The sequence below is a fragment of the Mycobacterium sp. NGS63 genome (assembly GCF_059812295.1).
Window position 1 is genome coordinate 616,810 of record NZ_JCALCJ010000001.1, and the last position, 13,659, is coordinate 630,468.

Annotated in this window: 13 protein-coding genes; 4 read left to right on the forward strand and 9 right to left on the reverse strand. The window is 69.9% G+C overall.

The window, feature by feature from the left end:
- Positions 1–40: 40 nt before the first annotated feature.
- Positions 41–1,486 carry a 30S ribosomal protein S1 gene (gene rpsA / locus AC5Y4Z_RS02750; protein WP_499960722.1) on the forward strand — a complete coding sequence of 482 codons (1,446 nt, stop codon included), beginning with the start codon at positions 41–43 and terminating at the stop codon, positions 1,484–1,486.
- 12 nt (positions 1,487–1,498) lie between these two features.
- The gene (coaE, locus tag AC5Y4Z_RS02755) at positions 1,499–2,677 is read left to right on the forward strand and encodes a dephospho-CoA kinase (protein ID WP_499960724.1); all 1,179 of its coding nucleotides are present in this window, start codon (positions 1,499–1,501) and stop codon (positions 2,675–2,677) included.
- Positions 2,678–2,687: 10 nt separating this feature from the next.
- Here coaE and AC5Y4Z_RS02760 read toward each other — a convergent pair whose 3' ends face one another.
- Genes AC5Y4Z_RS02760 through AC5Y4Z_RS02790 form a run of 7 tightly spaced genes read right to left on the reverse strand, consistent with a single transcriptional unit; the run spans position 2,688 to position 8,912 of the window.
- Positions 2,688–3,104 (reverse strand): hypothetical protein, encoded by a 417-nt coding sequence (locus AC5Y4Z_RS02760; protein WP_499960725.1) that lies wholly within the window; start codon positions 3,102–3,104, stop codon positions 2,688–2,690.
- Positions 3,105–3,115: 11 nt separating this feature from the next.
- Positions 3,116–3,907, reverse strand: a complete 792-nt coding sequence (locus AC5Y4Z_RS02765) for an Fpg/Nei family DNA glycosylase (protein ID WP_499960726.1) — start codon at positions 3,905–3,907, stop codon at positions 3,116–3,118.
- Positions 3,900–4,787, reverse strand: coding sequence for a non-homologous end-joining DNA ligase (gene ligD, locus AC5Y4Z_RS02770; RefSeq protein ID WP_499960727.1), 888 nt, complete (start codon positions 4,785–4,787; stop codon positions 3,900–3,902). The genes AC5Y4Z_RS02765 and ligD (AC5Y4Z_RS02770) overlap by 8 nt, the downstream gene beginning before the upstream one ends.
- Positions 4,787–5,797 (reverse strand): non-homologous end-joining DNA ligase, encoded by a 1,011-nt coding sequence (ligD, locus tag AC5Y4Z_RS02775; RefSeq protein WP_499960728.1) that lies wholly within the window; start codon positions 5,795–5,797, stop codon positions 4,787–4,789. The genes ligD (AC5Y4Z_RS02770) and ligD (AC5Y4Z_RS02775) overlap by 1 nt, the downstream gene beginning before the upstream one ends.
- 38 nt (positions 5,798–5,835) lie before the next feature.
- Positions 5,836–6,453, reverse strand: a complete 618-nt coding sequence (locus tag AC5Y4Z_RS02780) for a fasciclin domain-containing protein (protein WP_499960729.1) — start codon at positions 6,451–6,453, stop codon at positions 5,836–5,838.
- A 55-nt stretch (positions 6,454–6,508) separates the two neighbouring features.
- Positions 6,509–8,227, reverse strand: a complete 1,719-nt coding sequence (locus AC5Y4Z_RS02785; RefSeq protein ID WP_499960730.1) for a cytochrome c biogenesis protein DipZ — start codon at positions 8,225–8,227, stop codon at positions 6,509–6,511.
- A 19-nt stretch (positions 8,228–8,246) separates the two neighbouring features.
- Complete coding sequence (locus AC5Y4Z_RS02790) at positions 8,247–8,912, reverse strand: fasciclin domain-containing protein (protein ID WP_499960731.1); 666 nt, start codon at positions 8,910–8,912, stop codon at positions 8,247–8,249.
- Between the two features lie 248 nt (positions 8,913–9,160).
- On the opposite strand from AC5Y4Z_RS02790, the gene sigK reads away from it, so the two are divergent.
- Both sigK and AC5Y4Z_RS02800 read left to right on the forward strand, forming a co-directional pair.
- A complete protein-coding gene (gene sigK, locus AC5Y4Z_RS02795) occupies positions 9,161–9,724 on the forward strand; it encodes an ECF RNA polymerase sigma factor SigK (protein ID WP_499960732.1) in 564 nt (187 codons plus the stop codon).
- Positions 9,721–10,419 carry an anti-sigma factor gene (locus tag AC5Y4Z_RS02800; protein ID WP_499960733.1) on the forward strand — a complete coding sequence of 233 codons (699 nt, stop codon included), beginning with the start codon at positions 9,721–9,723 and terminating at the stop codon, positions 10,417–10,419. Before sigK ends, AC5Y4Z_RS02800 begins: the two co-directional genes overlap by 4 nt.
- On the opposite strand, the gene AC5Y4Z_RS02805 is transcribed toward AC5Y4Z_RS02800, so the two are convergent.
- Positions 10,400–10,849 (reverse strand): ribonuclease FAU-1 family protein, encoded by a 450-nt coding sequence (locus tag AC5Y4Z_RS02805; protein ID WP_499960735.1) that lies wholly within the window; start codon positions 10,847–10,849, stop codon positions 10,400–10,402. The two genes, AC5Y4Z_RS02800 and AC5Y4Z_RS02805, sit on opposite strands and share 20 nt — an antisense overlap.
- Before the next feature lie 75 nt (positions 10,850–10,924).
- The gene (locus tag AC5Y4Z_RS02810) at positions 10,925–13,504 is read right to left on the reverse strand and encodes an ATP-binding cassette domain-containing protein (protein ID WP_499960737.1); all 2,580 of its coding nucleotides are present in this window, start codon (positions 13,502–13,504) and stop codon (positions 10,925–10,927) included.
- Between the last annotated feature and the right edge of the window lie 155 nt (positions 13,505–13,659).

A 13,659-nucleotide genomic window follows, 5' to 3' on the forward strand; every position in this document is an offset into this window, starting at 1 on the left:
TTGTCCCTACGACCCAACCTGTCCGGAGCAACCCAACAACATGCCGAGTCCCGCCGTCACCTCGCCCCAAGTAGCCGTCAACGACATTGGCTCGAGCGAGGACTTTCTCGCCGCAATAGACAAAACGATCAAGTATTTCAACGATGGCGACATCGTCGAGGGCACGATCGTCAAAGTGGACCGGGACGAGGTGCTCCTCGACATCGGCTACAAGACCGAAGGGGTCATCCCCGCCCGCGAGCTCTCCATCAAGCACGACGTCGACCCCAACGAGGTCGTTTCCGTCGGTGACGAGGTCGAGGCCCTGGTTCTCACCAAGGAGGACAAAGAGGGCCGGCTGATCCTGTCCAAGAAGCGCGCCCAGTACGAGCGCGCCTGGGGCACCATCGAGGCGCTCAAGGAGAAGGACGAGGCCGTCAAGGGCACCGTCATCGAGGTGGTCAAGGGTGGCCTGATCCTCGACATCGGGTTGCGCGGCTTCCTGCCCGCCTCGCTGGTCGAGATGCGCCGGGTGCGCGATCTGCAGCCGTACATCGGCAAGGAGATCGAGGCCAAGATCATCGAGTTGGACAAGAACCGCAACAACGTGGTCCTGAGCCGCCGCGCCTGGCTGGAGCAGACCCAGTCCGAGGTGCGCAGCGAGTTCCTCAACCAGCTGCAGAAGGGCAGCATCCGCAAGGGTGTGGTCTCCTCGATCGTCAACTTCGGCGCGTTCGTCGACCTCGGCGGGGTGGACGGCCTGGTGCACGTCTCCGAGCTGAGTTGGAAGCACATCGACCACCCGTCCGAGGTGGTCCAGGTGGGCGACGAGGTCACTGTCGAGGTGCTCGACGTCGACATGGACCGCGAGCGGGTGTCGTTGTCGCTCAAGGCAACCCAGGAAGACCCGTGGCGGCACTTCGCCCGCACCCACGCCATCGGCCAGATCGTGCCGGGCAAGGTCACCAAGCTGGTTCCGTTCGGCGCGTTCGTCCGCGTCGAGGAGGGCATCGAGGGTCTGGTGCACATCTCCGAGCTGGCCGAGCGCCACGTCGAGGTGCCCGACCAGGTGGTCGCGGTGGGCGACGACGCGATGGTCAAGGTCATCGACATCGACCTGGAGCGTCGCCGGATCTCGTTGTCGCTCAAGCAGGCCAACGAGGACTACACCGAGGAATTCGACCCGGCGAAGTACGGCATGGCCGACAGCTACGACGAGCAGGGCAACTACATCTTCCCCGAGGGCTTCGACTCCGAGACCAACGAGTGGCTCGAGGGCTTCGACGCGCAGCGCCAGGAGTGGGAAGCCCGCTACGCCGAGGCCGAGCGGCGGCACAAGATGCACACCGCGCAGATGGAGAAGTTCGCCGCGGCTGAGTCGGAGGCGCACGCCGCCGGTGAGTCGTCGCCGGCCAACGGCACGTCGTCGGAGAAGGCGGCGGGCGGTTCGCTGGCCAGCGACGCGCAATTGGCCGCCCTGCGCGAAAAGCTCGCCGGCAACGCCTAATAGCGCTTACTGATGCTGCGCATCGGGTTGACCGGCGGCATCGGCGCCGGCAAGTCGGCGCTGTCGGCCACCTTCGCGAAGTGCGGTGCGGTCATCGTCGACGGCGACGTCATCGCGCGCGAGGTGGTCGAGCCGGGCACCGAAGGGCTCAAGGCGCTGGTCGACGCGTTCGGCAGCGACATCCTGCTTCCCGACGGCGCGCTGGACCGGCCGGCGTTGGCCGCCAAGGCGTTTCGCGACGACGACACGCGCGGCGTGCTCAACGGGATCGTCCACCCGCTGGTCGGCAAGCGTCGCGCGGAGATCATCGCGTCAGTGGCACCGGATTCGGTTGTGGTGGAGGACATTCCGCTGCTGGTGGAATCCGGGATGGCGCCGCTGTTCCCGCTCGTGGTCATCGTGCACGCCGACGTCGAGGTGCGGCTGCGGCGGCTGGTCGACCAGCGCGGCATGCCCGAGGAGGACGCGCGCGCCCGGATGGCCGCGCAGGCCGGCGACGAGCAGCGCCGCGCGGTCGCCGACATCTGGCTGGACAACTCCGGCAGCCAGGAGGAGTTGGTCGAGCGGGCACGTGAGGTGTGGGACGACCGCATCGTGCCGTTCGCGCACAACTTGTCCGCACACGAGGTCGCCGCGGCGCCCGCGCGATTGGTGCCGCCCGACTCGGCCTGGCCGGAGCAGGCGCTGCGCATCGTCAACCGGGTGAAGACCGCGTGCGGCCACCGCGCGCTGCGGGTCGACCACATCGGTTCGACGGCCGTGCCGGATCTCCCGAGCAAGGATGTCATCGACGTCCAGGTCACCGTCGAGTCGCTCGACGCGGCCGACGAACTCGCCGAGCCGCTGCTGGCGGCCGGCTATCCCCGCATCGAGCGCATCACGGGCGACGTCGCCAAGGGCGGCGATCCTGCCCTGTGGGGCAAGCGGATTCACGCCTCGGCGGACCCGGGCCGGCCGACCAACGTGCACATTCGGTTGGACGGCTGGCCCAATCAGCGGTTCGCGCTGCTGTTCGTGGATTGGCTGGCGGCCGACGCCGACGCCCGCGCCGACTACCTGGCCGTCAAGCGTGCGGCCGAAGAGGCTGCGGGCGGCGACATTTCGGCGTATGTGGCCGCAAAGGAGCCGTGGTTTGCCGACGCCTACCGGCGCGCGTGGGAATGGGCGGACGCAACCGGGTGGCGGCCGTGACCGGCCACGCCTAGCCCGGCAGCGGCGCCCCGCACGGCAGCACACCGTTCTGCGGGCCCGCGTTTCCGGGGGCGGGCCGAACGACCTGGTCGACCTGGACGAAAACGTTGTCGTCCACGTCGATCTCGCAGTGCACGTTCGCCGAGTACGGCCAATGCACCACGATCCGCATGCCGGCCTGCTGGGGGTCGGGCAGCACGGTGTCGGCCTCGAAGACGTTGCCGGGCATCGTGCCCAGCCCGGCCGTGTTCGTCTGGCCGCCGTTGATCACGAACGTGGCCTGGCTGCCGGTGGTCATCCCGTCGATCCGGGCGCGGTAGGTGATGTTGTGCAGCTCCGCCCGCGCGGTCGCCGGGCTTAGCTGGGAACCGGCCGCGATGGCGGTCAGGGCGGCTATCGCGATCCACTTGTGGTTGCTGGGGCTCATAACTGCCGAGATTACTCGGACTGGCGCTCGGATTGACAGCGCGGACACCACAGCGATGTCCGGCCGCCGATCCGGCCGTGCGCGAGGCGGGCACCGCAGCGCGGGCAGGACGGGTCCGGTTCGTCGCGCACCCGGGTCAGCCACCGCGGCAGCCCGGGCACCCGGCCGTGGCGCACCGACGTGCGCAGCACGCCGGTCATCGCGCGGTGCAGGCGGCCGACGTCGTCGGGGCTCAGGTCCGCGACCGGCCGGGTCGGCGAAACGCGGGCGCGCCAGCAGATCTCGTCGGTGAGCAGGTTGCCCAGGCCCGCGACCACCGACTGGTCCATCAGGGTGGGCTTGAGCCGGCCCCGCCGCCCCCTCAGCACGTCACGGAACGCCCGCAGCCCGAGGCCCAGCGCGTCGGGACCCTGCGGCCCCGTCACGTGCGCGACGTCGTTGTCGTCGTCGGCCAGCCACACCCCGCGCAGCTTGCGCAGGTCGGCGTAGCGCAGCTCGCCCCGGTCCAGCTCGAGCACCAGCCGCTCGAACGGCTCGCGGTCGGCGGCTTCGGCCGCGTAGTACGGGTGGCCCGTCATCCCGCTGTGCACCAGCAGTGTCGGGCCGTCCGTCGGCAGGATCAGCCACTTGCCATGCCGGCGCGGGTGATCGAAGCGCCGGCCCGTGAGCCGCCGGCCCAGCGCCGCGGCGGTGGTATTGCGCAGGATGCCGGGGTCGCGCACCCGCACGCGCAGGATCCGGCGGCCCGGCAGCGTGCCGGCCAGCGCGCGCCGGAACCCCTCGACGTCGGGCAGTTCAGGCACGAAGCTTCGCCAGGCGCCGCGCCGGACCGGCCAGCGAGCGGGCGTGCCGGTACATGCCGGCCCACGGGTCACGTTGCCCGGCAAGACGCTTGGGCAGATCGCGGATGGTGAACCGGTCGGCGCGCAGGCCGCGCGCGTCGAGCTCGTCCCACTCCAGCGGGGTGGCCACCGGCGCACCCGCGCGGGCCCGCACCGAATACGGCGCAACGGCGGTCTGCGCGTAGGCGTTCCGCATGATGTCGAGATAGACGCGGGTGCCGCGCTTGCCCTTGCGGGCCTCGACGGTGCGGTGTGCGGGGTCGTCGGCCGCCACCACCTCGGCGAGGTCGCGGGCGAACTGCCGGGCCGTGTCGAAGTCGGCGCCGGGGCGCACCGGCGTCACCACGTGCAGGCCGCGCGACCCGGTGGTCTGCACGTAACACGCCAGCCCGAGGTCGTCGAGCAGCCCGGCCACGGTGCGGGCGGTCGCCCGCACGACGGCGAAGTCGCTGTCGGACGGGTCGAGGTCGAAGACCAGCCGGTCGGGGTGGTGCAGCCGGTCGCGCCGCGACTGCCACACGTGCAGGGTCACGCAGCTCTGGTTGGCCAGCCACCGCAACGCCTGGGGGCTGTCGGCCACCGGGTGGACCAGTGTGCCGCCCTCTTTGTCCACCTCGACGCCGCTCATCCAGTCCGGCAGCGAATCGGCGAAATCCTGTTGGACGAACCCCTTTTCGCCGATGCCGCGGGGGAACCGCTGCACGGTGAGCGCCCTGCCCCGCAGGTGCGGCAGCATGCTGTCGGCGACGTCGGCGTAGTAGTCGGCGAGTTCGCCCTTGGTGATCCCGTCCGCCGGGAACACCACGCGGTCGGGGTGGCTGATCTCGACCCTCGGCGCCATCAGCGCGTCTCCCGCACCACGTCGGCGGGATCCTTGTCGGTGCGCAGGCCGAGGTAGCGCGGATGGCGCAGCCTGCCGTCGCACGTCCACTCGCTGAACCCGACCTCGACCACCAGCTCCGGCCGCACCCAGCGGGCGCCGTTCTCGCGCACCAGGCCCCGGGTGAACGGCGTCGACCCCTGCTCGAGGGGCGACAGCGACTCGTGCAGGCGGCGCAGCGTGGCTTCGTCGAAACCGGTTCCCACCTTGCCGGCGTAGACGAGGTCGCGGCCGTCGTGGTAGCCCAGCAGCAGCGCGCCCAGCTCGATCCGGCTGCCTTTGGGACCGGTGTAGCCGCCGACGACGAATTCCTGGTCGCGGACGCATTTGAACTTCAACCAGTTCGGCGAGCGGCGGCCGTCGTAGCCCGAGTCGGCCAGCTTGGCGATCACGCCCTCGTCGCCGCGCTCGCATGCCGTGCGGTAGGCCGTGACGCCGTCCTCGCGGCGGTGCGGCGCGAATCGCAGCGGATCTTCGAACTCGATCGCCTTGCGCAGCAGCCGCTTTCGCCACAGCAGCGGCACGTCGACGGTCGACTTCCCGTCCAGGTGCAGCAGGTCGAACACGTAGTAGAACACGCGCACCGGTGACGCGCGGGCGACCTCGGGGTCGGTGATGCCCAGGCGTCCCTGCAGCCGGGCGAAGCTAGTGCGGCGTCCCTCGAACGCCACCACCTCGCCGTCCACCACGAACCGGGCGGTGCGCTGGGCGCCCAGCGCGTCGACCAGCTCGGGGTAGGTACCGTTGAGCGGCAGGCGATTTCGCGACAGCAGCCGCACCCGGCCGCCGTCGCGAAAGGCCAGGCAGCGCATCCCGTCGAACTTGCTCTCGAAGATCCAGTCCGGGTCGGAGAAGCGCTTCTCGGTCAAGGTGGCCAGGGTGGGGGAACGCCAGTCGGGCACCGGCTCGTCGTGCAGCGCCTCGCGCACCGCGCGCGGCAGACCGGCGAAGTCGGGTCGCCGGTCGGACATAGGCGTCAGGTTACCCAGGTATCGGGCTACCGACACCGCTACGCCGGCGGCATCAGCACCGTGTCGATCATGTAGACCGTCGCATTCGCGGTGGGGACCCCACCGCACACCACGCCGGCGGTGTTCACGTTCAGGCGGTTGCCCTGGCCGTTGACCGTCACGCCGGCGCCCTGCAGCGTCTGGTGGCTGCCGATTACCTTCGCCGGGCTGAGCTGGCCCTGCACTACGTGGTAGGTGAGGATCTTGGTGAGCATCGCGGAGTCGGTCTTCAGTTGGTCGATCGTCGACGGCGGCAGCTTGTTGAACGCGTCGTCGGTCGGTGCGAACACCGTGTACTGACCGTTGTCGAGGGTGTCGACGAGGTTGACCTGCGGGTTGAGCCGGCCGGACACCGCGGACGTCAGGGTGGTCAGCATCGGGTTGTTGGACGCCGCCTCCGCCACGGGCACCTGCGACATTCCCTGCACCGAGGCCGGGCCGCTGGGGTGTGCGTTGGCGTAGTCGGCGCAGCCCGGTCCCACCAGGTCGGCGGCCGTGGCCGCCGGGGCCGCGCTGATCGCGAAACCCATCATGGTCACCGCGGCGAGACCCGCCGCCGCCGTTGCCTTCTTGTCCAGTTTCATCGCGTTCCGCTCCTTTGTCGTCGTAGGTGACATCGGGGATTCGGAGCCGCACCCCTTCTGGATTGCGCGCGGCGGCAATCGGCGATGATCAGCCGTAGGTGAACGAAAACACCTGAAGTCCTTTGCTGGGGCGTATTTCCAGGCTTGCGGCTTCGGGATGGTGGTCGGCGACGATCTGGTGTGACGTCGGTGGCCCGTCGATGGGCAGCGTGGTGGATCGCCCGTCCCGCGACACGGTAAGCGTGCCGGTGCCGCCGACGACGACGTAGACGTTTTGGGCGTGGTAGTTGAGTTTGATGCTCGACCGGTCGCTGTCGGCCGTCGCGCCCTGGTAGTCCAGGGACCACGGGCCGCGCAGCGCGAAGCTGTCGGCGGCGAGGTTCGGGGGATAGTCGAATGTCGTTGAGCCCTCGTCGTATTGACCGCCGCCGCCGTAGTTGACGACCTTGCCGACGGCGAGGTACGTCTCGGGCGTGGTCTGGTGCTGCGGGGTGGCATCGGTCGCGTCCACCGGAGGGGGCAGCGACGCGCTGGGGTTGGCCCGGGCGATCAGCTGTCTGATCAGCCGCTCGGTGAGGTTGTAGTCGCCTTCGCCGAACTTGATGTGCCGCACGGTTCCGTCCGCGTCGATCAGGTACTCCGCGGGCCAATACCGATTGCGGTAGTTGGTCCAGGTGGAGTAGCCGTTGTCGAGCGCGATCGGATAGGTGATGCCGAGGTCGGCGGCACCCTTGGCGACGTTGCCGGGCACTTTTTCGAAGGCGTACTCGGGGGTGTGCACGCCGATGACTTCGAAGTTGTGCTGGTGGTACGCGCGGTACCAGCCGACGACGTGGGGGATGGCGCGTTGGCAGTTGATGCACGAGTACGCCCAGAAGTCGATCAGCACGACCTTGCCGCGCAGCGATTTCAGGTCGATGGGTTGGCCGCCGGGCGTGTTCAGCCACCCGGCGATGCCCTTGAGATCCGGCGCCGGGCCGCAGTCTTCCAGGCTTTGGGCGGCGTTGCTGCAGTTGGACAGCTGAGCGTTCTGATCGTTGACGATGCCGCCCAGGTTGAGCTTTTCCCGGACCCGGCTATCGCCGGCGAGCTTGTCCTGCAGCGGGGCGGTGTAGTCGGGAATCGCCTGTTGTAGCAATGCGGGCAGGTTGAAAACCAGGGCCACCGCCAGCACGATCGTGACCATCCCTGCGGCGACGCGAATTTCGCGCTGTCGACGCCGAAAGGCGGTCACGCGCTGTGCCACCCGTCGACCCGCCAGCGCGAAACACAGCAGCGGCAGGGCGGCTCCGATGGCGAACGCGCACGTGAGCACGACGGTGCCCGGCCCGATCGTGGCGGTCGCGCCGGCCACCACGATCGCGGCCAGGACGGGTCCGGCGCACGGAACGTAGAGCACGCCCAGCGCCAGGCCGACGCCGAAACCGTTGCCGCGGTTGCCGACTTGCTTCTGCGGGATGCGCGCGAAGGGCCGCTCCAGGAGCCGCTCGACCCTGGGGAAGATCAGGCCCAACCCGATCGCGACCAGGGCCGCCAGCGCGATCCAGCGGATGGCGTCCTGCGGCAGGCCGAGCAGCGACAGCAGCGTCGATCCCACCAGGGTGACCAGGGCGAAGCTGAGAACGAGCCCACCGATCACGCGATAGGGCCGCAACCGTCGCCGCAGCGAATGTTTCGCCGCGGCCGCATCGTCGCCGCCCGCGTCCTGGGCGCCGGAAAAGAAGATCACCGGCAGCACCGGCAGAATGCACGGCGATACGCCGGTGATCAACCCTCCGACAAAACCGATCAGTGCCAGAGTCAACACGACACGTGCACCGCGGGACCTACTGGCCCGGAGGCATCAGCACGGTGTCGATCATGTACACCGTCGCGTTGGCGGTGTGCACGCCGCCGCACACCAGGCCGGCGTCGTTGAACTTGAGGCCGGCGCCCTGTCCGGTCACGTTGACGGTGGCGCCCTGCAGGGTCGGGTGGGTGCCGTCGATCTTGTTCGGGCTCGTCTGCCCCTGCACGACGTGATAGGTCAGGATGCTTTTCAGCATCGGCGCATCGGTCTTCAGCTTGTCGATGGTCGCCGCGGGAAGCTTGTCGAACGCGGCGTTGGTCGGCGCGAACACGGTGTACTGACCGTTGTTGAGGGTGTCGACGAGGTTCACGTTCGGGTTGAGCTTGCCCGACAGCGCCGACGTCAACGTGGTGAGCATCGGGTTGTTCGACGCCGCGGTGGCGACCGGATCCTGCGCCATGCCCGCCACCGAGCCCGGACCGGTGGGGTTCTGCTTTGCGTAGTCGGCGCAACCCGGACCGACGAGGTCGGCGGCGGGATCGGCGGCGGCCGACGTCGAGGCGGGTGCGGCCATGCTGCTGGCCGGGCCGCTGGTGGTCGGCGCGGACGCCGACTTGTTGCCGGAACATCCCGACAACCCGACTAGCAGTGCGGTTGCCGCCAGCCCCGTGGCGGCCACCGTCTTGGCCCGAGCGTTTGTCATCGCGTTCGACTCCTTAGTCATGGGCGGCCTCGTGCCGCCGGTTTTGGCCGGACAGCAGTCATTCGGAAACGATGGTGCCGCGGACGGAAATTGGGTGCGGTCCGCCACGGTCCGCCACTTTGGCGATGATCCGGTGTCTCGCGCGTCCGCGACGCTGTCGGCCCCGAATACCAGATATGGAGGTCGTGGCGGACGGTAGGTCGGCGTGCGTACAGGCGGCGCGCCGCGAGTCGTTACGCTATCGCGCCATGGGTAGTTCGGCGCGCGCGGGCGGCGAGCTCGACGCGTTGTTGCGCCGGGTAGCCGCGGGCGACGGCGACGCCTTCGCGCAGCTCTATGACCAGACTCGCGCCAGGGTGTTCGGGTTGGTGTTCCGAATTCTGCGCGATCCTGGGTACAGCGAGGAAACGACCCAGGAAATCTATCTGCAGCTGTGGCGCAACGCCTCCGCCTACAATCCGGTGGCGGGCAGCGCGGTGGCCTGGATCTTGTCGCTGGCGCACCGCCGGGCCGTCGATCGGGTCCGGTCCGAACAGGCCGCGACCGACCGCGAATCACGTTACGGTGCAAGCGATGTCGAACGCGACCGCGACGTCGTCGCCGACGCGGCGATGGCCCGCGACGAGCGCGACCGGGTGGTCGCCTGCCTGGACGGATTGACCGAGGACCAGCGCCAGTGCATCGAACTGGCCTACTACCAGGGGCTGACCTATGCCGAGGTTTCCGCGCGGCTCGCGCAGAACCCCTCGACGATCAAGTCGCGGATGCGGGATGCGTTGCGCAAACTACGTCGTTGCTTGGATGTGCCATGACTGATCCGTCCGATTTCACCCTGCTCGATCTGGCCACCGCCTACGCCCTGGACGCCGTCTCCGACGGCGAACGCGCGGACATCGAGCGCCGGGTGGCCGCCGCGCCGCCGCCGGTCGCGGAGGCGTTCCACGCCGAGGTGCGGGCGGTCCGCGAGGCGATGGCGGTCGTGTCGGCGCACACCGAGCTGGACCCGCCGCCGGCGCTGCGCGCCCGGGTGCTGGCGACGGTCGGTTCCTCCCGTGTCCGCCGGAGCCGTTGGCGCGCAGCGGCATTGGCGGCCGCGGCCGCGGTGGTGGCCGCGGTGATCGCCACCGGCATCACCGTGGCGTTGCGCCCGGCCCCGACACCGTCGACGGCCCAAGACGTGTTCGCCGCGCCGGACGTTCGCACCGCGACCGCGGAACTCCCGGCCGGCGGCACCGCAACCGTCGTGTTCTCCCGGCATCGTGACGCGGCGGTGATCGTGCTGAACAACGTCGCCCCCCCACACCCCGACACCGTCTACGAGATGTGGCTGATCGACCAGACCGGGCCGCGTCCGGCGGGCACCATGGGCGCCGACACCGTCAAGGCGTCCACCACCGCCGTGTTGCCCCACCTCGGGGACAGCACCGTGCTGGCGCTCACGGCCGAACCGGGGGCTGGTTCCGCCCAGCCGACGACCACACCGTTTCTCAAACTGCCGTTGACCTGAGCCAGGTCAAGTCCATGCCGTCGGCGCCGAGCCACCGCGAAAGGTCATAGCCGTTGCGGGCCAACCCGTCCACGGCGGCCACCGCGCGCCGCACCGCGCGCTCGGCGACCTCGGGGGTGAGCAGGCCGTGGCGCACGGCCTCGAACAGCTCGTCGACGTCGGTGAGTTCCGCCCCGGCGCCGGTGCGCACCTCGATGTCGAGGTAGTGGTCCTCGGAGCGCCACACCGCCGGGCCCGGCGTGTAGTCGCCGACGTCGAGGTAGTAGTCGTGGTCGCGTTCGTGCCCGGCGTTGAAGTGAAAGACGGTGGCCCGCAGGCCCAACGCGGGCAGCAGCCACGATTCGAGGTAATGGAACTGCGCCCGGCCCGGGGTGGGCCGGGCCACGTACAGGCCCCACGGGCGCACGACGTACTCGTCGACGGCCCGCACGATGCCCTTCGGATCGGTATTGGTGCGGGCGGTCAGGTCGAACGTCTCGTGCTTGGGCGGATGGATGGTGCCACTCTATCGGCGTAACCGGATTTTCCACCGCACGAAGCCGCCGTAGAGCACCGACAGCGCGGCCAGCATGCCCATGTCGATCAGCCAGATCTTGGGCAGGTGCTGCCAGAACCGGTCCTGGGGGAGCAGCGAATCCGGCACCAGGTGCCGCACGTCGACCGTCGCCGCCGCGGCGGCGTAGCCCCAGCGCGCCGGCATCGCGAACGACAGCTGGTCGAGGACGAGCCGGCCGGTCACCGGCACCATCCCGCCGCACAGCACCAGCTGCGCCATGATCGACACCACGAACAGCGGCATGATCTGCTCGCTGGAGCGCACCAGCGACGAAATGGCAAGGCCCAGAATGGCCGACGTCACGCAGGTCGCGGCGACCGTCAAGAACAGCTCGACGGTGGCCGCCGCCGTGGAATGGCCCAGCAGCACGGCCGCGCGGGCGGGCGCGCCCTTGCCCACCACCACGATCGTCGTGGTGATCGCCGACTGCAGGATGGCGAACCCGCAGAACACCGCGGTCTTGGCGAGCAGGTAGGCCGACGTGGACAGGCCGACGGCCTGCTCGCGCTGGAAGATTGCGCGCTCGCCGACCAGGTCGCGGATCGTCAGCGCGGTGCCCATGAACGCCGCGGCCAGCAGCAGCAGGTTCAGTATCTGCGCGGACTCGTCGGGCGTCCCGCCGTGCGGGTCGGGGACGCGGAACCCGCTGGACCCGGGCACGGTCAGCGACAGCGCGCCCAGGATGAACGGCAGCAGGGCCAGGAAGATGAAATAAGCGCGGTCGGCGACGACCAGGCGGACCTGGCGGCGGGCGACCGTCGAGATCTGGCGCCGCACGCTGGTGTGCACCGGCTCGCCCAGGTCGCCGGGCTCGTCGCTGCGCGGTGGCAGCAGCTTCTGCGGGCGCTGCTGGGCCTCGGCCCGGAACCGCCGGTTGGCCTCCTCGGGATCGGCGCCCACCTTGGTGAAGATCTTGGCCCAGTTGGTGGTGCCCATGGCGTCGCCGATGCGGTCCGGCGGGCCGAAGTAGGCCGTCTTGCCGCCCGGTGCCACCAGCAGCAACTGGTCGCAGACGTCGAGGTAGGACAGCATGTGCGTCACCACGATCACCACGCGACCGGCGTCGGCCAGTTGTCGCAACATCGTCATGACCTGGTGGTCCAGCGCCGGGTCCAGGCCCGACGTCGGCTCGTCGAGGATCAGCAGCGACGGGCCGGTGAGCAGCTCCAGGGCCACCGACGCGCGCTTACGCTGGCCGCCCGACAGCTTGTCGACGCGGGTGTCGGCGTGTTTGGTCAGGTCGAGCTCCTCGAGCACCTGGGTGACCACCTTGGCGCGGTCGGCCTTGCTGGTGTCGGGGGGCAGCCGCAGCTCGGCGGCGTAGCCCAGCGCCTGGTTGACCGTGAGCTGGCGGTGCACGACGTCGTCCTGGGGGACCATGCCGATGCGGCTGCGCAACGACGCGTACTCGGCGTGGATGTCGTGGCCCTCGAAGGTCACCGAGCCGGAGCTGGGGCTGGTGTAGCCGGCGATGAGCCGGGCCAGCGTGCTCTTGCCGGCGCCCGACCCGCCGATCACCGCGGTCAGCGTCCCCGGCCGCGCGGTCAGCGAGATGTCGTCGAGCAGTTGCTTGCCGTTGTCGACGGCGTATTTGACGTCGCGCACCTCGAGCCCGCCGGTGCGCGACGCGGCCTCGCCGCGCTTGACCAGGGTGCCGTCGCGCAACACCAGGTCGACGTTGCCGATGGTGACGACGTCGTCCTCGGTCAGGATCGCCGACCCCACCCGGGTCCCGTTGACGAACGTCCCGTTGATGCTGTTGTCGCGGATCTCGGTGCCGAGCGGGGTCTGCACCAGCGTGGCGTGATGGCGCGACGCGAGGACGTCGAACACGACGATGTCGCTGTCGGCGGCGCGCCCGATCGTCTTGGCGCCGGCCGTGCCCGCGCTCGCCGAGTTCCGCGGCGAGAGCAGCCTCATGAAGCGGGTGGACAGGTCGGACACGTCGGCGGTCTGGGCGTCGATCACCGTGGACTCGGCCGGCGGCGGCGCGTCGGGCGGGGGTGGCGGCGCGGCGGCGATCCGGGTCGTCTGGACCGGTGGCGCCGGGCGCCGCCTGATCGGGCCGGCAGTCCTCGCCGGCCGCCTACGCGGCGGGGGCGGGGGCGGGCGCGGCGGGGCCGTCGGATTCGTCGGCTCCACCGGCGCGGACCACGCCAGGGTGGGCGGGCCGGAGTCCCGCGCCGGGCGCGCCTGGGGCGGGCGGCTGGTCTGGCCCTGCTGCGGCCCGACCGCGAAGGTCAGCCGCGGCCCCTGCGGGTTGCCGACGTTGATGCTCTGGCCGTCGTGGATGTCGATGACCGGCATCCGGTAGCCGTTGACGTAGGTGCCGTTCAGCGAGCCGTTGTCGATCGCCAGCCATCGGCCCTGGTCGAACCGCACGATCAAGTGGGTGCGGGAGATCCGCGGGTCCGGAATCCGCAAGTCGGCGTTCACGTCCCGGCCGACGACGACCTCGTGGCCGGCCGCGAAGGAACGCTGGGACCCGTCATGCCGGATTGTCAGGACAGGCGGGGCGGGTCGGGTCACCACTCAAGTATCGGCCCGCGGCTTCGGTGCGCTCCATTGGACTCGCCTGTGATTTGTCTTTGTGTCCGCCCGGCCACTCATAGCTGTTTCACAGCCCGCTGAGATCAACCGCCCACCGGGATGCGGCATCTTCGAACGGGAGCTAAAGGGGGCAA